This window comes from Chromobacterium sp. ATCC 53434 (genome assembly GCF_002848345.1).
In the GTDB taxonomy this organism is placed as follows: domain Bacteria; phylum Pseudomonadota; class Gammaproteobacteria; order Burkholderiales; family Chromobacteriaceae; genus Chromobacterium.
This window is the reverse complement of sequence record NZ_CP025429.1, coordinates 2,722,929-2,742,639: the sequence shown is the minus strand read 5'-3', so window position 1 is coordinate 2,742,639 and position 19,711 is coordinate 2,722,929. Positions and strand designations below refer to the sequence as shown.

Below are 19,711 nucleotides of genomic sequence, written 5' to 3'. Positions count from 1 at the left end.
CAAGAGATGAAAATAAAGGCGTTGGCGCTGGCCCTGCTGCTGGCCGGCCAGGCTTGGGGGCACGGGCTGTCCGGCATCGATACCGGCAATTTCGACCGCAGTGTCCGTCCGCAGGACGACATCTATCTCGCGGTCAACGGCAAATGGCTGGATACCCACGAGATTCCGCCGACCGAGTCGTGGGAAGGGGCGTTCAAGGAATTGCGCGATCTGAGCGAGGCGCGCAGTCGCGGCCTGATCGAAGGGTCTTCGGTCCAGGCCGGCGGCAATCAGCAGCGGATCGCCGCCTTGTACGCCAGCTTCATGGACGAGGCCATGGCTGACAAGAAGGGCTTGCAGCCGCTGGAGCCGGACCTGCAGGCGGTGACCATGCTGTCCGGTCGCGGCGAATTGCTGCGCCTGCTGGGCGGCTGGCAGTCGGGCAATGTCAGGCTTCCGCTGGCGCTGGAAGTGGGCATAGATGCCAAGGACGCCACCGCCTACCTGCCGGAGCTGTCGCAGAGCGGGCTGGCGATGCCGGACCGCGATTACTATCTGGGCAAGGACGCGCGCTTCGCCAAGGCCAGGGCGGCCTATCAGGGCTATCTCGAGCGTTTGTTCCGTCTGGCCGGTTATGCGCAGCCGGAAAAACGCGCCAAGCGAGTGATGGCGCTGGAAACCAAGCTGGCCCAGCTGCAGCGCAGCAGGGTGGACAACCGCGATCCGCAGAAGCGTTACAACAAGATGACGCTGGCCCAGCTGGGCAAGCTGGCGCCCAAGCTTGACTGGCACGGCTTCTTCGCCGCGGCCGGCATCGCCGATCCGGGCTTGTTCAATGTCGATCAGCCGGAATATGTCAAAGGCCTGGCCCTGCTGCTGCAGAAGGAGCCGCTGCTCGTGTGGCAGGACTACCTGATCGCGCATACGCTGGACGGCTATGCGCCGTATCTGGACAAGGCCTTGAGCGATGCCCGCTTCGATTTCTACGGCAAGGCGCTGTCCGGCGCCAAGGAGCAGCGTCCGCGCTGGAAGCGCGGCGTGCAACTGGTCGAAGGTTCGTTGGGCGAGGCGCTGGGTCAGTTGTACGTGGCCAAGTATTTCCCGCCGGAGAACAAGCAGAAGATGCAGCAACTGGTGGCCAACCTGATGCAGGCCTATCACCAGAGCATAGACGGCCTGAGCTGGATGGGGCCGGCCACCAAGCAGGCGGCGCAGTACAAGCTGTCCAAATACATGTTGAAGATCGGTTATCCGGACCACTGGCGCGATTACGACGGCCTGGCGTTGAAGGCGGACGATCTCGTCGGCAACGTCAAGCGCTCCAGCCACTTCGAGTATCAGTGGCAGCTGTCCCATCTGGGCAAGCCGGTGGACCGGACCGAGTGGGGCATGACGCCGCAGACCGTCAACGCCTATTACAACCCCAGCCAGAACGAAATCGTCTTCCCGGCCGCCATTCTACAGCCGCCGTTCTTCAGCGTCGCGGCCGACGACGCGGCCAATTACGGCGGCATCGGCGCGGTGATCGGCCATGAAATCAGCCATGGTTTCGACGACCAGGGCAGCCAGTTCGACGCCGACGGCAATCTGCGCGACTGGTGGACCGCCGAGGACAAGGAGCGCTTCCACGAATTGACCAGCAAGCTGGTGGCGCAGTACAACGCTTACGAACCGCTGCCGGGCAAGCATGTGAACGGCGAGCTGACGCTGGGCGAGAACATCGCCGACAACGCCGGCCTGCAGATCGCCTACAAGGCTTACCAGCTGTCGCTGGGCGGCAAGCCGGCGCCGGTGATAGACGGCATGAGCGGCGATCAGCGTTTCTTCTACGGCTTCGCGCAGATCTGGCGCGGCAAGGCCAGGGACGAGGCCCTGCTGGCCCGGTTGGTATCGGATCCGCACTCGCCGGAGGCTTTCCGCGCGATCGGCGCGACGTCCAATAGCGATGCTTTTCAGCAGGCTTTCGGCGTCAAGTCCGGCGACAAGATGTTCAAGCCGGAAGATAAGCGCATTCGCATCTGGTAAGCGGCAAGCCGTCATTCTGACAGCAGGCTCTTAGAGCCTGTTTACGATCTTTTTGCGGCATCGGCGGTTTTCTGCCGGATGCAGGGCGCGGAAAGCGGCCCGCCGCAGTGTCGTTCACTGCAAGGGACGTTTGACAAAGCCATGCGCCGGCAGAAAACCGTCCCGGAGGGCAGCCCAGCCAGCAGGCCATCTGCGGCGTTGTCGGGCTGGACCTTGGAATCACCAAGGCCTACGCCCTTCGCCTTGCATCTGACCTGCTGGCTGGGCTGCGATGCTCGTCAAAAGATCGTAAACAGGCTCTTAAAGCCCGCGCCGGTTTCCGGCGCGGGCTTTTGGCTTGTCCGGCAACAATATTGCCGTATCGGGGTGAATTCTTTAGACTCCGATTAATGCGTAGATTGATATTTTCCCTTGTTAGCATAATGGCGTTGTCGGCCTGCGATTCCAGGCAGGCCGAGACTTTGGTGAAATCCGCGGAGGTGCGGCGCTTGGCGGAATGGGGCGAGGCGGTGCTGTCCGGCGTCGGCGGCGGGCAGCAGCCGGCCGAGGCCAAGGCGGTCAGGCCCGCGACCCTGGTTCGAGGCGGAAAGGAGGTCGGTCATCGCGACTTCCCCGCGGCCAAGCGCATTCTGCCGCGGATTTATTCCGGCATGGAGGTCGACTTCTACTGCGGTTGCCGCTACCGGGACAAGGCGGTGGACTGGCAGTCCTGCGGCTATCGTCCGCGCAAGTCGGAGACCCGAGCCAGCCGGATCGAGTGGGAGCACGTGGTGCCGGCCTGGGTGCTCGGCCACCAGCGGCAGTGCTGGCAGCAGGGCGGCCGCAAGGCCTGCGGCGACCGCGACGCGCTGTTCCGGATGGCGGAAGGCGATCTGAACAATCTGGTGCCGGCGGTCGGCGAGGTCAACGGCGATCGCGCCAATTTCGCCTATGGCGCCTGGGAAGCCCATCCCCGGCCGATTTACGGCCAGTGCCGTTCGCTGGTCGATTTCAAGCAGAAGCGTTTCCAGCCGCGCGAGGAAGTGCGCGGCGCCGCGGCGCGGATCACACTATACATGCACCAGCGCTACGGCCTGCGCATCAGCGATCAGGACCGCAAGCTGATGTGCGCCTGGGCGCGGCAATATCCGGTCGACGAGTGGGAGCGGCAGCGCGACAAACGCATCGTGCAGTGGCAGGGGGAGGGAAACTTCCTGGTGTCGCGGCCGGAGGAATTGAGCCGCATGTGCGGTTGATCGGCCGGCATCGGAAACAAAAAACGCCACGGCATGCCGTGGCGTTTTGCTTGGAGCGGCTTTGGAGCAGCTTAGAACGATACCTTCATGCCGACGCCGAAGGCCTGCGGGCTGTTGCCGGCGGTCAGAGCGGCGGCGCTGGTGCCCAGGCCGGTATCGTAGACCGGGTTGTTGGCGAAGTTAGCCTTGGCCAGACGATTGTTGGTGATCTTCGTGTAGTAGGTCAGCAGCTGGGTGGACTTGGACAGGTTGTAGTAGCCGCCCAACGTCCATTGCTTGGCCTTGAAGTCGTCGCCGTTGACGCCGGCGCCGACGTTCTTCAGCGCGCCCAGCTGGCCGTAGGACAGCTTGACCGAGGCGGGGCCGAAGTCCTGGCCCAGCGCGATCAGCCAGTCGTCCTGCTTGACCTGGCCGCCGCCGACCTGGTCGAAGGTACCCCATTCGTAGTTGCCACCGATGAAGGTGCCGAAGTCAAACTTATAGCTGGCGGCGATGCTGTAGAAGCTGACATTCTTGCCGGAGTTCAGGCCGAGGACGGTCGGATCGTTGGTGCTGGAGGTATTGTAGCTGTTGGTGTTGGCTTTGACTGCCATGTCATACTGACGGTCCCAGGCGGTCGCAACATTCAGGCCGCCCCAGTTGTAGCCCAGGCCCAGCGAGATGCGCTTGGAGTCGTTGCCGGCTACGCGAGCCTCGTCGACGCCCCAGGAACCGCCCAGCGTGAAGCCGGCCCAGTTCGGCGAGAACCAGTGGATGGAGTTGGTCAGACGCGCTTCGCCGCGGCTGTTGACCGAGCTGGCGCTGAAGTTGTCGGCGGTGGTGTTGACGAAGACGTCGGTGCCCAGCGCGCTGGCGCTGCTGCCGGTGAAGACCTTGTAGGCGGAATCGTTCTGGCCGATCAGGAAGCGGCCGACATCGGTGTTGTCGATGCCGATGAAGGTGTTGCGGGTCGCGAAGGTCGCGGTTTGACCCTTGTCGTTGGTGCCGCCCTGCTCGAAGTTGCGCAGGCTGCTTTCAACCTGCCAGATCGCCTTGGTGCCGCCGCCGAGGCTTTCCCAGCCTTTGAAGCCGATGCGGGAGTTTTCGTCCACCACGCGGGTGCGGGAGTTGTATTGGCTGGTGGTCGAGCCAGTGGCCTTGGCGGATTCGATGCCGGCGCTGATGAAACCATAGATGGTGACGTCGGCGTGGGCCGCGACCGGGACGATGAACAGCGATGCAACGATAGCTGCCAGATTCTTCTTTTGCATGATGGAACTCCAGTCAAGTCTAGGTTCTGTGGCGAAGCAGTGAAGTTCCGTGTCGGTTTTAACAACTTACGCACGGCTGCTTCACAACTTGTCTTAGTTTAACCACAGAATATGACGGGAGTGTTTCCAAACTGGCCGTTGGGCGTGGCGATAATGCGACGCCTGTTGCAATTATGCCGAAAACTTGTTCGGGTAGATTTCGTCTATTAGTGTCCGACAATCGACAACGCGCAAGTCATTGTCCTTGGCGAAGGCCATCAGGAACTGAAAGATCTGCGGGTGAATCTTTTCCAGCTTCTTGTCGACGGCGACGCAGCGCACGCCTTCCAGCAGCATCGGGCGGACGAAGGCGTGGTAGGACAGACGTTGATTGGTATCGAAGGAGGCCAGGATGCCGGCCAGGCGTTCTGCCCAGTCGCTGGGGCGGAAGGTGCGACCCTCGGAGGTGAGTCCCTGGATCACGATTTCGTACGGATTGCAGATCATGGCGGTGGAACCAGTGTGTTTGCTTTTGGTGTAGCCTGTTTTGTAGTCGCTGCTAAGGCGTTTTTTCTGGGCCGGCGTTTTTTGCTAATGCGAAAGTTTTGTGATCATACCTGAAAATCATATGCGCTTGAATGGCGGCAGCGAGGCCAGCAGCTTTTTGCCGTAACTCTGCCGCGTCAGGCGATTGTCCAGTATGGTGACGCGGCCGTAATCGCGTTCGGTGCGGATCAGCCGGCCGACGGCCTGGACCAGCTTGATCGACGCTTCCGGCACCGTCAGCTCGATGAAGGGGTTGCCGCCGCGTTTTTCTATCCAGCGCGACAAGGTCTTGCCGACCGGATCGTCCGGCATCGCGAACGGCAGTTTGGCGATGATGACGTGGACGCAGCTCTCGCCGGGCAGGTCCAGCCCTTCCGAAAACGAATCCAGGCCGAAAATCACGCTGGCCTGCTGTTCCTTCAATCGTTGATGGTGGCTGTCCAGCAGCGTCCGTTTCGGGATTTCGCCCTGGATCAGCAGGCGTTCCTTCAGCGTCGCCGGCAGGCCGGCCGCCACTTCCTGCATCTGCTTGCGCGACGAGAACAGCACCAGCGTGCCGACCGCTTCCGACAGGTCGATCAGCTTGGGCAGCCATTCGATGATTTCGCGGGTATGGCCGCCCGGATCTTTAGGGCTGGCCAGCAGCGGGGGCAGATAGAGCTCGCCCTGCTCGTCGAAATTGAACGGCGATTCCAGCGCCAGGCAGCTGACCTTGGGCAGCCATTTCAGGCCGGTTTGCGACAGCAAGAGTTCGAAGTCGCCCAGCGAGCGCAGCGTGGCCGAGGTCAGGATGGCGCCGGCGGCGCGGCGCCACAGTGTGGCGGCCAGGCTGGCGGCGGCGCTGACCGGTGAGGCCGAGAACAGATAATCGCCCTTGCCCTCGGCGCGGCGGGTGATCCATTTGGCGATCGGCGGCGCGTTCTCCGGCGTTTCGGTATCGAACAAATCCCATACCGCGCTCAGCTGCTCGGCGCGGCCGATCAGAAAACCCAGCTCGGTTGCGGTCTTGTCCAGGTCGCCGTCGCTCTTGTCCTTGCGGGCCTCGGCCAGCGCGTTGCCCATATCGTCCAGCTGCTTGGACAGCGCGCGGGCGGAGATAGCCATATTGGCGGCCGAGGTTTTCAGCCTTTCCGGCAGCACGCCGTCCTCTATCAGCCAGGACGGCTCCAGATTGTCGCTGCTGACGGCCAGCGCGTCCTCGCTGCCCAGCAGCCACTGCCACTCGGTCAGCGTCTCGACGCAGGCGGCGGCCGAGTCTATCGCGTTGCTGGCCAGCTCGGCCTTGCCGGTGTGGGCCTCTGCGTGGACGACCGCCGCGCCGACCTTGTCCAGCCAGCCCAGCGCCTGGGCCAGCGAATGCTCGGCGGCGAACTGGTTGATCGCCTTCTTCGCCAGGTGGTGCGCCTCGTCTATGCAGTAAAAGCTTTCCTCGGGCGACGGCAGGATGACGCCGCCGCCCATCGACACGTCGGCCAGCATCAGGTCGTGGTTGGCCACCACCACGTCGACATTTTCCAGCGTGTCGCGGGCCAGGTAGAACGGGCACTCGACACGGTTCGGACAGGCGGTTTTCAGACAGCCGTGGCGGTCGTTGGTGACGCGGGACCACAGGCCGTCCTCGAGCACGGCCTCCCAGCTGTCGCGGTCGCCGTTCCACTTGCGCTGATGGAAGGCGTCGGCCATCGCGTTCAGCGCGTCCAGCTCGGCTTGCTCCGGCTTGTGATCCCATAGCGCCATCATCGGGTCCGGCTGCAGCAGGCTTTGCTGCGAATGCTGGGCGGTCAAGCCGTACAGGCGGTACGGGCACAGGTAGCGTCCGCGGCCCTTGGCCAGCGCGAAGCTCAGCGGCAGGCCGCTGTTTTCGACGACGAAGGGCAGGTCGCGGTTGACCAGCTGCTCCTGCAGCGCGACGGTGGCGCTGGTGACCACCAGCTTCTTGCCGCGCGCGCGCGCCATCACGCCGCCGGCCAGCAGATAGGCCAGGCTCTTGCCGACGCCGGTCGGCCCCTCGATCACGGCGATGCTTTCGCCGTCGCGTTCCGGCCAGTCGTCGCCGACCTTTTCCTGCGCGCGCGACAGCGCGTTGGCGATTTCGGCCAGCATGCGGCGCTGCGGCGCGCGCGGGCGGAACCCCGGCAATCGGTCGGAAATGGCGCGGTAATGGTCGCGAATGGCGTCTTTTTCGGCATCGGTCAGCATGGGCGCGATTGTACCGTATGCGACCGATGTGCGCCTGCATAATGACGGCGGGCACCGGATGTGGATAGGATAGACGTCAAACAAGAAACAGCGCGTACGTCTGGACAGACGCCAAAAACAAGTGCGCCGCAAACAGCAAGAGGAGAAACCGTCATGAAACCCGTTAGCCGCGTTGTCGTGGTCAGCGACGATGTGACATGGCAGGCCGAGGTGCTGGCCGGTCTGGGAGCCGCCGCCGTGCGGCTGGAGAATCCGTTTGGCTTGACCTTTGTTTCGGCGGTCACCACGGCGGAAACAATGGACCTGATCGCCCGCGACGGCGAAGTGCAGGTGGTGCTGGTCGACAAGCAGCTGAAGGGCACGGCCAACGGAGAGGCCGCCGCCCAGTTGGCGAACCGCATCAGCGATTTCCGCCCGGAGATCTCGCTCTACGTCTTCTTGCAGGACGACGACGAGCGGGCCTTGGTCGAACAGCTGGCCAGCCACGCGGTCGACGGCTACTTCTACCGCGATGAGGCCGATTTCAACGGCTGGTTCCGCATTCTGCTGGCGGAGCTGGCGGAAAAGTCGGCGACGCCGTTCTACGACAAGCTGAAGCAGTATGTGCGGATGGCCAAGGATTCCTGGCATACGCCGGGCCATTCCGGCGGCGATTCGCTGAAGGGTAGTCCGTGGGTCGGCGACTTCCACGATTTCGTCGGCGAGCACCTGCTGCGCGCCGACCTGTCGGTATCGGTGCCGATGCTGGATTCGCTGCTGCATCCGACCGGCGTCATCGCCGAGGCGCAGATGCTGGCGGCCAAGGCTTTCGGCGCCCGCAAGACCTATTTCGCCACCAACGGCACCTCCACGTCGAACAAGGTGATCTTCCAGACGCTGCTGGCGCCCGGCGACAAGCTGCTGCTGGACCGCAACTGCCATAAATCGGTCCATCACGGCGTCATCCTGTCCGGCGCGCTGCCGGTGTATCTGGATTCGTCGGTCAATCGCCGCTACGGCATTTTCGGCCCGGTGCCCAAGGCCACCATTTTCGACGCGATCGAGGCCAATCCGGACGCCAGGGTGTTGATCCTGACCTCATGTACCTACGACGGCCTGCGCTACGATCTGAAGCCCATCGTCGAGGCGGCGCGCGCGAAGGGCATTAAGGTGATCGTCGACGAGGCCTGGTTCGGCTTCGCCCGCTTCCATCCGGCCTTCCGGCCGACGGCGCTGGAGTCCGGCGCCGACTACGTGACGCAAAGCACGCACAAGGTGCTGTCGGCGTTCTCGCAGGCCAGCATGATCCACGTCAACGACCCGCGCTTCGACGAGCATCTGTTCCGCGAAAACTTCAATATGCACGCGTCCACCAGCCCGCAGTACAACCTGATCGCCAGCCTGGATGTGGCGCGCAAGCAGGCGGTGACCGAGGGCTACCGCCTGCTGGACCGCACGCTGAAGCTGGCGCAGGAGTTGCGCGACAAGATCAACTCCACCGGCGCCTTCCGCGTGCTGGAACTGGAGGATCTGCTGCCGGAGGAGGTTCGCGAGGACGGCATTCGCCTCGATCCGACCAAGCTGACCGTCGATTTCAGCGGCTCGGGCTTCACCGCCGACGAATTGCAGCAGGCGCTGTTCGAGCGTTACAACATCCAGGTGGAGAAGTCGACGTTCAACACCATTACGCTGCTGCTGACGATAGGCACGACCCGCAGCAAGCTGTCGCGGCTGCACGACGCGATGCTGCGGCTGGCCAAGGAGGGGAGGCCGCCGCGGCCGCTGGGCCGGATGCCGGAAATTCCGCATTTCAGCCGGCTGGCCTGCCTGCCGCGCGACGCCTTCTACGAGGCCGGCGAGAGGCTGCCGCTGCTGGACGACGACGGCCGTCCGAACGCCGCGCTGGCAGGGCGCATCAGCTGCGACCAGATCGTGCCGTACCCGCCGGGCATCCCGGTGCTGGTGCCGGGGCAGGTGGTGGACGATACCATCCTGGCTTATCTCGCCCGGCTGCAGAAAACGCAGAAGACCATAGAAATGCATGGTTTGGCCGAGGATGGCGGCGAATTCTTCCTGCGCGTCCTGAGGCCGCAGGAGCTGGCGGAACTGCCTGGTCGCGCTTTATGCAATTGAGTGCTTGTCAGCGCCGGTGATTTCCGATAAATATAACAAATGTCGCATTTCTGTAAATCATGCCCATGTCTTTTATGAGGTGCGACATCTGTAAAGTGACTTGAGACCAGCGTGTAGTAATGTGCCGTTGCGCATGAAACCACCTTCCGGTGTTACACGCGCAACGGCTTCTTTTTTTGATTGGAGCATCATGACGTCCGTTAGGCATTACCTGCAGTTCAGCGACCTCACTCCCGACGAGTACCACCATCTCTTCGAGCGAAGCCGGGTCCTGAAGCGACGACAAGGCGCCGGCGAGTTGCACCGGCCGCTGGTCGGCAAGGTGATGTCGATGGTGTTCGAAAAGAACTCCACCCGCACCCGCGCCTCCTTCGAGGCCGGCATGGCGCAGCTGGGCGGCCACGCGATGTTCCTGGACACCAAGAGCTCGCAGATCGGCCGCGGCGAACCGATAGAGGACACCGCGCGCGTGCTGTCCCGGATGAGCGACATCATCATGATCCGCACCTTCGAGCAGCGCCAGGTCGATCGATTGGCCGCGCATTCCCGGGTGCCGGTGATCAACGGTCTGACCAACGAATACCACCCGTGCCAGGTGCTGGCCGACATCTTCACCTATGTCGAGCGGCACGGTTCGATCAAGGGCCGGACGGTGGCCTGGATAGGCGACGGCAACAATGTCTGCCGCACCTGGCTGCAGGCGGCCGCCGTGCTTGGCTTCAAGCTGAGGGTGGCCTCGCCGATAGGCTATGAGCTCAAGGCGCTGGACGGCCACCATTATGGCTCGGATGTGCTGGAGCTGACCCAGGATCCGGCGCGGGCGGCGCACGGCGCCGACATCGTCGTCACCGACGTCTTCACCAGCATGGGCTACGAGGCCGAGCAGAAGGCGCGGCTGGAGGCCTTCGACGGCTACCAGGTGACGGCCGAGCTGATGCGCCACGCCAAGCCTGAAGCGCTGTTCATGCACTGCCTGCCGGCGCACCGCGGCGAGGAAGTCTCGGCCGAGGTGATGGACGGCCCGCAAAGCGTGGTCTGGGACGAGGCCGAGAACCGCATGCACGTGCAGAAGGCCCTGATCGAATATCTGCTGCTGGGGCACCGCGAGGACTGAGGTCCCGCCCGGCAGGCGATTGGCAAACTAATTCAGTGGGAAGAGAAGCAATGTCTGACATCAATAAAGTGGTTTTGGCGTATTCCGGCGGGCTGGACACCTCGGTGATCCTGAAATGGCTGCAGGACGAGTACCAATGCGAAGTGGTGACCTTCACCGCCGACATCGGCCAGGGCGAGGAAGTCGAGCCCGCGCGTCAGAAGGCGGTGTCGCTCGGCATCAAGCCGGAAAACATCTTCATCGAGGACCTGCGCGAGGAGTTCGTCCGCGACTACGTGTTCCCGATGTTCCGCGCCAACACCATCTACGAGGGCGAATACCTGCTCGGCACCTCGATCGCCCGGCCGCTGATCGCCAAGCGCCAGATCGAGATCGCCAACTGCGTCGGCGCCGACGCGGTGTCGCACGGCGCCACCGGCAAGGGCAACGACCAGGTCCGTTTCGAACTCGGCTATTACGCGCTGAAGCCCGACGTCAAGGTGATCGCGCCGTGGCGCGAGTGGGACCTGTTGTCGCGCGAGAAGCTGCTGGCCTACGCTGAGGCCCACGGCATCGACATCAGCAAGAAGAAGAACGGCGGCAGCCCGTACTCGATGGACGCCAACCTGCTGCACATCTCCTATGAGGGCACGGTGCTGGAAGATCCGGCGCGGGAGCCGGAAGAGGACATGTGGTTGTGGAGCGTCAGCCCGGAGAACGCCCCGGACCAGGCCGAATACGTCGAGCTGGAATACCGCAAGGGCGACATCGTCGCCATCAACGGCCAGACCTTGAGCCCGGCCGGCGTGCTGACCGAGCTGAACCGCCTGGGCAACAAGCACGGCATCGGCCGGCTGGACATCGTCGAGAACCGCTATGTCGGCATGAAGTCGCGCGGCTGCTATGAAACGCCGGGCGGCACCATCATGCTGAAGGCGCACCGCGCGATTGAATCGATCACGCTGGACCGCGAGGTGGCCCACCTGAAGGACGAGCTGATGCCGAAATACGCTCAGCTGATCTACACCGGCTACTGGTGGAGCCCGGAGCGCAAGCTGCTGCAGCAGACGATAGACGCGTCGCAGGAAACGGTGAACGGCTGGGTGCGGCTGAAGCTGTACAAGGGCAATGTGATCGTCGTCGGCCGCGAATCGAAGACCGATTCCTTGTTCGATCCGACCATCGCGACCTTCGACGAGGACGGCGGCGCGTACAACCACGCCGACGCGGCCGGCTTTATCCGCCTGAACGCGCTCCGGATGCGCATCGCCGCCAATGCGCGGGCCAAGCGCGGCTGACCCGATCGATCTTTAGCCTAGATGGCGGCCGTTGGCCGCCATTTTTCATGATGTGGAGGCTAGCGTGCGCGTCAGTCTGTGGATTCCCTGGGTGTTTGTGCTGCTATGGAGCACTGGTTTCATCGGCGCCAAGCTGGGCCTGCCGTATTGCGGGCCGTTCACCTTTCTCGCCATCCGCATGGCGCTGACGCTGGCGTGCTTCGCCGGCTTGATCGCCGCGCTGCGGCCCGCCTGGCCGACGCTGGCGCAGGCCCGGCGGCAGTGGGTCAGTGGCGGCATGCTGCACGCCGGTTATCTGGGCGGCCTGTTCGCCGCGATCAAGCTGGGCGTGCCGGCCGGACTGGCGGCGTTGATCGTCGGTCTGCAGCCGTTGTTGACCGCCTTGCTGGCTTGGCGGATGGGCGAGCAGCGCTTCGCGCCGCCGCAATGGCTGGGCCTGCTGCTGGGCCTGGCCGGCACCACGCTGGTGATCGCCGGCGGCAAGGGGCTGGCGCTGGCCGGCGGCGCCGGCGTCGCCTTCGTCGTCGCCGCCTTGTTGATGATCACCATCGGCACGCTGTATCAGAAGCGCCGCGGCCAGGGCTTGCATCCGCTGACCGGCGCCTTCCATCAATATCTGTCGGCTTTCGCCATCACCGGCGCGCTGGCGCTGGTCTTCGAGCGGGATCAGTCGGTGGTGTGGAGCGGGCCCTTCGTCTTCGCGCTGGGCTGGAGCGTGCTGATGCTGTCGGTGCTGGCCATCCTGCTGCTGCTGCGGATGCTGCGCGACGGCGAGGTCGGGCGGGTGGCGGCCTATCTGTACCTGGTGCCCGGCCTGACCGCGCTGCAGGCCTGGTGGCTGTTCGACGAGCGCTTGAGCCCGCTGGCGATGGGGGGTATCGTACTGGCTGCGGCGGGCGTCGCGCTGGTATTGCGCGGCGGCCGTTCCCGTTGATCAAACAAGCCTCGCGCCGGGAGCGGGGCGGCGGGGGTTGATAGCGTGTCCGAAGAGCAATTCACCGATGTGTCGCTGGTCGTCTGTCTGACCGGCCTGATCCTGTTCATGGGTTTCATCATCTGGGATCTGGGCAAGAAGTCCAAAGCCGGCAAGACCGGCATGATCGTGCTGTTCCTGGTGCTGGGTTTCGGCGTCAGCGGCTTCGTGTTCAAGAACATCCTGGCCGAATTCCTGCTGCGCAAATAGCCGGCCGGACGATCCAAGCCCCGCGGAAGCGGGGCTTTGTCTTTGGGGCGGCGCGCCGACGCAGACAGCGCATCTGGCACGGCAAGGAGGCGCAACCCAGGATAGCCGGTTTTGTCAGGGGTTCTGAGGCAGGCTGCCGAGGTAGTCGGTCTTGCCCAGCGGCACGCCGTTGTGGCGCAGAATGCCGTAGGCGGCCGTCAGGTGGAAATAGAAATTGGGCAACACGAACTGGCTCAGATAGCTCTGGCCGTCGAAGCGGACTTCCTGGCCGCGCAGCTTCAGCACCACCTCGCGGCTCGCCGCGTCGGCCAATTGCTCCGGGCGGATCGCGCCGATGAAGTCCAGCGTCCTGGCAATGCGCCGCTGCAGCTCGTCGAAGCTTTGCTCGTCGTCGGCGAAACTCGGCACCTCGACGCCGGCCAGTCGGGCGGCACAGCCCTTGGCGGTGTCGCTGACGATCTGCACCTGGCGCAGCAGCGGGAACATGTCCGGCGCCAGCCTGGCGTTCAGCAGCACTTCCGGCGCGATCTTGCGCGCCTCGGCGTCGGCCTCGGCCTTGCGCAGGATGGCGGCCAGGTTGTTCAGGCCGCGCTCCAGCGCCGGCAGCGACAATGGGTAGAGGGATGCGCTCATCGACGGCTCCTGTGCGATTGGAATCGATTCGTCACTTATAGCGCCGATTGACCGTCCTGTCATCCGGGCGACGGCTCAGCGCGCCAGGATCAGTCGCAGGCCCAGCGCGATGAAGATGGCGCCGGCGGCGCGGTCCAGCCACTGGCTGGCCTTGCGGCTTCTGGCCAGCCACTGGCCGACATGGCCGGAGAAGTAGCCGAGCGCGCCGAAGATCGCCGCGCCCTGCAGCGTGAACAGCGTGCCGAGGATGGCGGTCTGCAGTCCGACCGGTCCCTGGGCCGGATTGACGAATTGAGGCAGGAAGGCCAGGAAGAACAGCACCACCTTGGGATTGATCGCGTTGGCGATCAGGCCGCGGCGGAAGGTGGCGGCCAGCGAGCCCTGGGGGCCGGCGTCGGCGCCGTCGGCGCGGAAACTGGCGCCCGGGCTGCGGATCGCGCCCCAGCCCAGATAAACCAGGTAGGCGCCGCCGGCCAGCTTCAGCGCGGCGAAGGCCAGCGGCGAGGCGGCGATCAGCGCGCTGACGCCGATGGCCGCCAGCAGCGTGTGGTTCAGGCAGCCCAGCGCGCAGCCCAGACCGAAGGCCATGCCCTGGCGGCGGCCGCGCGAGATGCCCTGGCTCAGCACCATCAGGTTGTCCGGTCCCGGGGACACGGTGATCAGCATGGCGGCGGCCAGGAAGGCGGCCATTTGCGGCAGGGTGACAAGCATCGAAAAGGTCCTTGGGCGTGCGATTGTCCCCGATCACACCATAGCCGCGGCGGTTTTGGCAATGGCTTGCGGGTGACAAGCGGCGAAGGCGCTACTAGAATTCGGCTGTTTATTTTCGAGGATCGTTTTATGCCGTCTTTTGATGTCGTTTCCGAAGTGGATAAGGTGGAAGTGCGCAATGCGCTGGATCAGGCCAACAAAGAGGTCGGCACCCGTTACGATTTCAAGGGCAGCGACGCCCGGATCGAATTCAACGACAAGGAAGTGACCTTGTTCGCCGACACCGAATTCCAGCTGGACCAGGTCAACGACATTCTGGTGAACAAGCTGTCCAAGCGCAGCGTCGACGTGCGCAGCATGGATTACGGCAAGCTGGAGAAAGTGTCCGGCAACAAGGTGAAGAAGGTGCTGAAGATCAAGGAAGGCCTGGACAGCGATCTGGCGAAGAAGATCGTCAAGCTGCTGAAGGACTCCAAGATGAAGGTGCAGGCCAGCATACAGGGCGAGGCGGTGCGGGTGTCCGGCGCGAAGCGCGATGTGCTGCAGGAGGCGATCGCGCTGCTGAAGAAGGACATCGCCAGCGATCTGGAAAACGGCTCGCCGCTGCAGTTCAACAACTTCCGCGACTGATTCCCGCCGCGCGGCGCGTCAGTCACAAAAAAGGAGACCTTCGGGTCTCCTTTTTTCATCGCCGGCGGCAGGACGGGCTCTCAGCGCTGGCCGGCGCGCCAGGCTTTCAGTTTGCGCCAGACTTCGGCGGCCTGCGCCTCCACGCCTTCCGGCGCGGCCGGCAGTGGCAGCCGGCATTCGCCGACGGCCAGGCCCTGGCTGCGCAACATCGCCTTCACCGACATCGAATATACCGAGTCGTCGGTATTGGAGAAGGCGAAGGACGGCAGCAGCGCGGCGTTGATCGCGCGGGGGCCGGCGACGTCGCCGCGCTCGAAGGCGGCGATCATCGCGGCGAACTCCGGGCCGGTCCAGTGGGTGGAGGTGCCGACCACGCCGACCGCGCCGACGGCCAGCAGCGGCAGCGTCAGCGCGTCGTCGCCGGAATACAGCTCGAAACGGTCGCCGGCCTCGGCCACCAGCCGGGCGGCGGCGGCGGGATCGCCGGTGGCGTCCTTGAAGGCGACGATGTTGTCCACCTCGCGGAACAGCCGCAACAAGACATCGTGGGCGACGCGGCGTCCGGTGCGGCCGGGCACGTCGTACAGCATCACCGGCAGCCGGGTGGCGGCGGCCAGCGCGCGGAAATGGGCCTCGATGCCGGCCTGCGGCGGGCGGTTGTAATACGGGGAGACCAGGAGCACGCCGGCGGCGCCGGCCGCCTCGGCCCTGGCGGTCATCGCCAGCGCGTGGCGGGTGTCGTTGCTGCCGGTGCCGGCCAGCACCGGAACGGAAACCGCCTCGCTGACGGCGCGGATCAGTTCAAAGCGCTCGTCGTCGCTCAGGGCCGGCGCCTCGCCGGTGGTGGCTGCCAGCACCAGGCCGTCGCTGCCGTCGTCCGCCAGGCGGCGCGCCAGCGCGCAGGCCATGTCCAGGTTCAGCCGGCCGTCGTCGTCGAACGGCGTGACCATCGCGGTCAGCACCTTGCCCCAGTGTTTTGCCATGTCGGCCCCTTTTTTTAGTTCTATTTAAAGATTAGGGGGCCATGATACTCCCCGGCGTCGGGGGTGGAAACCGATCCGCTCACCAGTTCTGCGGGTCCAGCTCCTTGATGCGTTGTTCGGTGCGCTCGATCTTGCAGCCAAGATAGACGGCGTTGCGTATCGTCCCGCCGATGTAGATGCGGTACTTGGTGTCGCAGTCGGCGTCGCGGTAGGCGATCCATTTGCGCTGCGCCTGGATCAGCATCGTCGACGGCTTGTCCTTGCCGGCGGCGGCCTCCTCGCCGTCGCGCAATTTCTGCAGCAGCGACTGGTAGCGCTGATTCAGCAGCTTGTCCTGGCCGTCGAACTGCCGCTGCATGCACTCATTGGTTTCCAGGGTGTTTTTCGCGTCCTTGCAGGGATCGTCCTCGGCCAGCGCGGCATGGCTGGCCGCAAGCAGCGCCAGCAGAACGGCAAAGCGGGTCTTCATCGCGTGATCTCCGGTTGGGGATGCGGCGATTATAACCCGACGATTCCGTTCAGGCGCGGCGCAGCGGACGCAGAAACGGCCGCAAGCGCTCCGGCGGAACGGTGCCGAGCGCGGCGCCGCCGACTATTAATCCGGCAGTAATAATCCGTACAGATTGTATACTTCCGGCATGGAAAAAATCGATGTGCGCAAGCTTGAACTGGCCGCCCGTGAGCAGCTGAGGCGTACCGCTATCCGGATGTACAAGCGAGGCCGGTCTCAAGCCAGTATTGCCGAAGAACTCGGGCTGCGCCGCCCCACCATTTCCGCCTGGGTGGTGCGTGAGGCAGCACTAGGTGCGCAGGGATTCAAAGAACAGAAGCGCGGTCGCGCCGAAGGCACCGGCCGTCGGCTGACCGAGGCGCAGGAAGCCCGGATCAAGCAGGACATCGTGGATCGCACGCCAGACCAGATGAAGCTGAGGTTTGCCCTGTGGAGTGCTCAGGCGGTCAAGGCTGTAATCAAGCAGATGTTTCTGATCGATCTGCCGATCCGTACTGTCCGTCTGTACTTGGCCCGCTGGGGCTTTACGCCGCAGCGCCCGCTCAAACGCGCTTATGAGCAGCGACCGGCAGCAGTCGAGAAATGGCTCAAGGAGGAATACCCGGCTATCGTCGCGCGTGCCAAAGCGGAAATGGCTGAAATCAGCTGGGGCGACGAATCGGCGGTGTCGAGTGTTGAGCACTTTCCGCGTGGCTACGCCCCAAAAGGCCAAACCCCAGTTCTGGTGTTATCCCAATCGAAAAGAGCGCGCATCAACTTGATTTCGGCCATTACCAACCAAGGCAAGATGCGCTTCATGCTGTACCGGGAGACCTTGACGGCCCGGGTGCTGATCAAGTTTCTGATGCGGCTGATCCGTGATGCTGGCGGCAAGAAGGTGTTCTTGATCCTCGACAACTTGCGCGTGCATCACAGCAAGCTGGTGCAAGCATGGTTGGAGGAGGAAGAGAACAAGAAGGCGATTGAGTTGTTCTTCCTGCCCAGCTACTCACCGGAACTGAACCCGGATGAATACTTGAACGGCGACCTGAAGGCCAGAATGAGCGCAGGTGAGCCGGTTCGATCAGACGGTCAACTTCAAGGGAAAGTGCTGTCCCATTTACGCTCATTGCAGAAGCAGCCGGCCAGAATCCGGTCGTACTTCCGGCATGAAAAAATCCGCTACGCGGCATGAGCTTTCTGTACGGTATTTGACTGCCGGATTAATATCATCGCGATGGCCAGCGCGGCCGCGCCGTTCAGCGCGGCCTGGCCGGAAGCGACCAGCATCAGCGTCGACAGCAGCGGGGTGGCGTTGCCCAGCGCGCCGGTCTGGCGCGGATCGCCCAGCTGCATCGCGCGGTTCCAGCACAGAAAGGCCGCGCCCATCGGCAGCAGGCCCAGCACGGCGATCATCAGCCATTGGATGGCCGACGGATGGGCGGCGGGTTCGGTGGCGAAATGCAGGCCCAGCGCCAGCAGGCCGGAGACGAAGCAGTAGCCGCCGACGGCGTTGTCCGACGTGGCGGGCAGGCGGCGGGTGAACAGGCTGTAGGTGGCCCATACCACGGCGGCGCCCAGCGCCATCAGATAGCCGGGCAGCGCGGACATCGACAGCGACAGCTTGCCGCCGGTGACGATCAGCGCGGCCCCGGCGAAACCGATCAGGCTGCCCAGGATGTGGTTGGCGCCTAAGCGCGTGCCCGGCACCAGCAGCGGCGACAGCAGCACCATCAACAGCGGCCAGACGTAGCTGAGCACGGTGGCGTCCATCACCGGCGCCAGCCGGTAGGCGTTGAACAGGAAGAAGTAGAAGCCGAAGATGCCGTAAACCCCGTTGGCGAAGTTTTTCGGCGGCACCTTCCAGTCGGCCATGCGACGCACGGTCAGCAGGCTGCCCAGCAGCAGGCCGACGCCGGCGACGAAGAACGGCGGCAGCGTGTGGGTGAGGGCGCTGAGGGTGGCGACGGAGGCCCACATGGCGATCGCGGCGAGCGCGTAAAGCATCGCTTGATTCATCGATGTCTCTCTTTTGTTTTATATGGAGATATTTTATGTGTAGCGGCTGATTGTAAACCAGTTGTTACATCAACGGCGCGGTTTTGGCCGTCCGCGCGGCGCCGCCCGGCCACATGTTGTTTGATCCAGGTCATGCGCCGCCGCGATGGACCGACCGGGCAGTTGCCCGCGCCGCGATATTGCGGCCTAGTGGAAGACGGGTTCGGTTTTCATCCCGGAGCCGGCCGTCGGCGTTGGCCCGGTGGGTTCCGTCACGACAGGAGGCAGCCATGAACAGCATGCAGGCAGCGGTATTCGTCGCACCGGGCAGGATAGAGCTCAGGGAAAAGCCGATTCCGGCGGTGGGACCGGGCGACGCGCTGGTGAGGATCACCACCACGACCATCTGCGGCACCGACGTGCACATTCTCAAGGGCGAGTATCCGGTGGCCTCCGGCCTGACCATAGGCCATGAGCCGGTCGGCGTGATCGAGAAGCTGGGCGCCGGGGTCAACGGATACCACGAGGGCCAGCGGGTGATCGCCGGCGCGATCTGTCCCAGCTTCACCTCCTACGGCTGCCAGGACGGCTATCCGTCGCAGGATGGCGGCTGCGAGTGCCACGGCTACAAGCCAATGGGCGGCTGGCGCTTCGGCAACACCATAGACGGCACCCAGGCCGAGTACGTGCTGGTGCCGGACGCCCAGGCCAATCTGGCGCCGATTCCGGACGGCCTCAGCGACGAGCAGGTGCTGATGTGTCCGGACATCATGTCCACCGGCTTTTCCGGCGCCGAGGCGGCCAATATCAAGATAGGCGACGTGGTGGCGGTGTTCGCGCAGGGGCCGATAGGCTTGTGCGCGGTGGCCGGAGCGCGCTTGCGCGGCGCCTCGTGCATCATCGCGGTCGACGGTATCGACGACCGGCTGGCCATTTCGCGGAGGCTGGGCGCCGATGTGACGCTGAATTTCCGTCAGGTGGACGTCGTTGCTGAAATTCTGAAATTGACCGGCGGCCGCGGCGTCGATTCCGCCATCGAGGCGCTGGGCACCCAGGGCACGTTCGAGTCCGGGTTGCGGATACTGAAGCCCGGCGGCACCTTGTCCAGCCTGGGCGTGTATTCGAGCGACCTGAGAATTCCGCTGGACGCGTTCAATGCCGGCCTGGGCGACAAGAAAATCGTGTCCTCGCTGTGTCCGGGCGGCAAGGAAAGGATGCGGCGCTTGATGAATGTACTGGAGAGCGACCGGCTGGACCTGTCGCCGCTGGTCACGCACCGCTACAAGCTGGAGCAGATCGTCGAGGCCTATGAGCTGTTCTCGCACCAGCGCGACGGCGTGCTGAAGGTGGCGATCAAGCCGTTCTGA

General features: G+C 64.1%; 17 protein-coding genes and 1 pseudogene. 10 read left to right on the top strand and 8 right to left on the bottom strand.

What is annotated here, in order from left to right:
* The first annotated feature begins 6 nt into the window (after positions 1 to 6).
* Both CXB49_RS12410 and CXB49_RS12405 read left to right on the top strand, forming a co-directional pair.
* Positions 7 to 2,004, top strand: coding sequence for a M13 family metallopeptidase (locus CXB49_RS12410; protein WP_101710699.1), 1,998 nt, complete (start codon positions 7 to 9; stop codon positions 2,002 to 2,004).
* A gap of 464 nt (positions 2,005 to 2,468) precedes the next feature.
* Positions 2,469 to 3,239, top strand: a complete 771-nt coding sequence (locus CXB49_RS12405) for an endonuclease (protein WP_233492796.1) — start codon at positions 2,469 to 2,471, stop codon at positions 3,237 to 3,239.
* Between the two features lie 71 nt (positions 3,240 to 3,310).
* Here CXB49_RS12405 and CXB49_RS12400 read toward each other — a convergent pair whose 3' ends face one another.
* From CXB49_RS12400 to dinG, 3 genes and pseudogenes are all read right to left on the bottom strand, one after another.
* Complete coding sequence (locus tag CXB49_RS12400; protein WP_101708690.1) at positions 3,311 to 4,489, bottom strand: porin; 1,179 nt, start codon at positions 4,487 to 4,489, stop codon at positions 3,311 to 3,313.
* Positions 4,490 to 4,687: 198 nt separating this feature from the next.
* Positions 4,688 to 4,975, bottom strand: a pseudogene (locus CXB49_RS12395) (DUF3579 domain-containing protein); the annotation flags it as partial.
* A 117-nt stretch (positions 4,976 to 5,092) separates the two neighbouring features.
* Positions 5,093 to 7,213, bottom strand: coding sequence for an ATP-dependent DNA helicase DinG (gene dinG / locus CXB49_RS12390; protein WP_101708688.1), 2,121 nt, complete (start codon positions 7,211 to 7,213; stop codon positions 5,093 to 5,095).
* 153 nt (positions 7,214 to 7,366) lie between these two features.
* Here dinG and CXB49_RS12385 point away from each other — a divergent pair, with 153 nt between their 5' ends.
* The 5 genes from CXB49_RS12385 to CXB49_RS12365 all read left to right on the top strand — a co-directional run bounded on the left by CXB49_RS12385 (position 7,367) and on the right by CXB49_RS12365 (position 12,899).
* Positions 7,367 to 9,325, top strand: coding sequence for an aminotransferase class I/II-fold pyridoxal phosphate-dependent enzyme (locus tag CXB49_RS12385; protein WP_101708687.1), 1,959 nt, complete (start codon positions 7,367 to 7,369; stop codon positions 9,323 to 9,325).
* A 190-nt stretch (positions 9,326 to 9,515) separates the two neighbouring features.
* Complete coding sequence (gene argF, locus CXB49_RS12380; RefSeq protein WP_101708686.1) at positions 9,516 to 10,439, top strand: ornithine carbamoyltransferase; 924 nt, start codon at positions 9,516 to 9,518, stop codon at positions 10,437 to 10,439.
* Positions 10,440 to 10,489: 50 nt separating this feature from the next.
* Entirely contained in the window at positions 10,490 to 11,716 is a 1,227-nt protein-coding gene (locus tag CXB49_RS12375) for an argininosuccinate synthase (RefSeq protein WP_101708685.1), read from the top strand.
* 64 nt (positions 11,717 to 11,780) lie between these two features.
* Positions 11,781 to 12,650, top strand: a complete 870-nt coding sequence (locus CXB49_RS12370; RefSeq protein WP_199406680.1) for a DMT family transporter — start codon at positions 11,781 to 11,783, stop codon at positions 12,648 to 12,650.
* 45 nt (positions 12,651 to 12,695) lie between these two features.
* Positions 12,696 to 12,899, top strand: a complete 204-nt coding sequence (locus CXB49_RS12365; RefSeq protein WP_101708684.1) for a DUF2788 domain-containing protein — start codon at positions 12,696 to 12,698, stop codon at positions 12,897 to 12,899.
* 114 nt (positions 12,900 to 13,013) lie between these two features.
* On the opposite strand, the gene CXB49_RS12360 is transcribed toward CXB49_RS12365, so the two are convergent.
* Both CXB49_RS12360 and CXB49_RS12355 read right to left on the bottom strand, forming a co-directional pair.
* A complete protein-coding gene (locus CXB49_RS12360; protein ID WP_101708683.1) occupies positions 13,014 to 13,532 on the bottom strand; it encodes a DUF1993 family protein in 519 nt (172 codons plus the stop codon).
* 75 nt (positions 13,533 to 13,607) lie between these two features.
* Positions 13,608 to 14,243, bottom strand: a complete 636-nt coding sequence (locus tag CXB49_RS12355; protein WP_101708682.1) for a LysE family translocator — start codon at positions 14,241 to 14,243, stop codon at positions 13,608 to 13,610.
* Between the two features lie 129 nt (positions 14,244 to 14,372).
* Between CXB49_RS12355 and CXB49_RS12350 the strand changes: the two genes are divergently transcribed.
* Positions 14,373 to 14,873, top strand: coding sequence for a YajQ family cyclic di-GMP-binding protein (locus CXB49_RS12350; protein WP_101708681.1), 501 nt, complete (start codon positions 14,373 to 14,375; stop codon positions 14,871 to 14,873).
* Between the two features lie 80 nt (positions 14,874 to 14,953).
* Here the strand turns inward: CXB49_RS12350 and dapA are convergent, their stop codons facing one another.
* The gene (gene dapA / locus CXB49_RS12345; RefSeq protein WP_101708680.1) at positions 14,954 to 15,856 is read right to left on the bottom strand and encodes a 4-hydroxy-tetrahydrodipicolinate synthase; all 903 of its coding nucleotides are present in this window, start codon (positions 15,854 to 15,856) and stop codon (positions 14,954 to 14,956) included.
* Positions 15,857 to 15,935: 79 nt separating this feature from the next.
* Positions 15,936 to 16,325: a lysozyme inhibitor LprI family protein gene (locus tag CXB49_RS12340; protein WP_101708679.1), complete on the bottom strand. Its 390-nt coding sequence runs from the start codon at positions 16,323 to 16,325 to the stop codon at positions 15,936 to 15,938.
* A 169-nt stretch (positions 16,326 to 16,494) separates the two neighbouring features.
* Between CXB49_RS12340 and CXB49_RS12335 the strand changes: the two genes are divergently transcribed.
* Positions 16,495 to 17,541 carry an IS630 family transposase gene (locus CXB49_RS12335; protein ID WP_101706528.1) on the top strand — a complete coding sequence of 349 codons (1,047 nt, stop codon included), beginning with the start codon at positions 16,495 to 16,497 and terminating at the stop codon, positions 17,539 to 17,541.
* Here the strand turns inward: CXB49_RS12335 and CXB49_RS12330 are convergent.
* On the bottom strand, positions 17,529 to 18,365 hold the full coding sequence (locus CXB49_RS12330; RefSeq protein WP_101708678.1) for a DMT family transporter: 837 nt from the start codon (positions 18,363 to 18,365) through the stop codon (positions 17,529 to 17,531). The genes CXB49_RS12335 and CXB49_RS12330 overlap by 13 nt on opposite strands.
* 269 nt (positions 18,366 to 18,634) lie before the next feature.
* Between CXB49_RS12330 and CXB49_RS12325 the strand changes: the two genes are divergently transcribed.
* Positions 18,635 to 19,711 carry an NAD(P)-dependent alcohol dehydrogenase gene (locus CXB49_RS12325; RefSeq protein ID WP_101708677.1) on the top strand — a complete coding sequence of 359 codons (1,077 nt, stop codon included), beginning with the start codon at positions 18,635 to 18,637 and terminating at the stop codon, positions 19,709 to 19,711.

Bases quoted from the DNA above. Each gene is read 5' to 3' on its own strand.
- CXB49_RS12410 (WP_101710699.1), top strand. From the start codon at position 7: ATGAAAATAAAGGCGTTGGCGCTGGCCCTGCTGCTGGCCGGCCAGGCT.
- CXB49_RS12400 (WP_101708690.1), bottom strand. From the start codon at position 4,489: ATGCAAAAGAAGAATCTGGCAGCTATCGTTGCATCGCTGTTCATCGTC.
- dinG (WP_101708688.1), bottom strand. From the start codon at position 7,213: ATGCTGACCGATGCCGAAAAAGACGCCATTCGCGACCATTACCGCGCC.
- CXB49_RS12385 (WP_101708687.1), top strand. From the start codon at position 7,367: ATGAAACCCGTTAGCCGCGTTGTCGTGGTCAGCGACGATGTGACATGG.
- argF (WP_101708686.1), top strand. From the start codon at position 9,516: ATGACGTCCGTTAGGCATTACCTGCAGTTCAGCGACCTCACTCCCGAC.
- CXB49_RS12375 (WP_101708685.1), top strand. From the start codon at position 10,490: ATGTCTGACATCAATAAAGTGGTTTTGGCGTATTCCGGCGGGCTGGAC.
- CXB49_RS12360 (WP_101708683.1), bottom strand. From the start codon at position 13,532: ATGAGCGCATCCCTCTACCCATTGTCGCTGCCGGCGCTGGAGCGCGGC.
- CXB49_RS12355 (WP_101708682.1), bottom strand. From the start codon at position 14,243: ATGCTTGTCACCCTGCCGCAAATGGCCGCCTTCCTGGCCGCCGCCATG.
- CXB49_RS12350 (WP_101708681.1), top strand. From the start codon at position 14,373: ATGCCGTCTTTTGATGTCGTTTCCGAAGTGGATAAGGTGGAAGTGCGC.
- dapA (WP_101708680.1), bottom strand. From the start codon at position 15,856: ATGGCAAAACACTGGGGCAAGGTGCTGACCGCGATGGTCACGCCGTTC.
- CXB49_RS12340 (WP_101708679.1), bottom strand. From the start codon at position 16,325: ATGAAGACCCGCTTTGCCGTTCTGCTGGCGCTGCTTGCGGCCAGCCAT.
- CXB49_RS12335 (WP_101706528.1), top strand. From the start codon at position 16,495: ATGGAAAAAATCGATGTGCGCAAGCTTGAACTGGCCGCCCGTGAGCAG.
- CXB49_RS12330 (WP_101708678.1), bottom strand. From the start codon at position 18,365: ATGAATCAAGCGATGCTTTACGCGCTCGCCGCGATCGCCATGTGGGCC.
- CXB49_RS12325 (WP_101708677.1), top strand. From the start codon at position 18,635: ATGAACAGCATGCAGGCAGCGGTATTCGTCGCACCGGGCAGGATAGAG.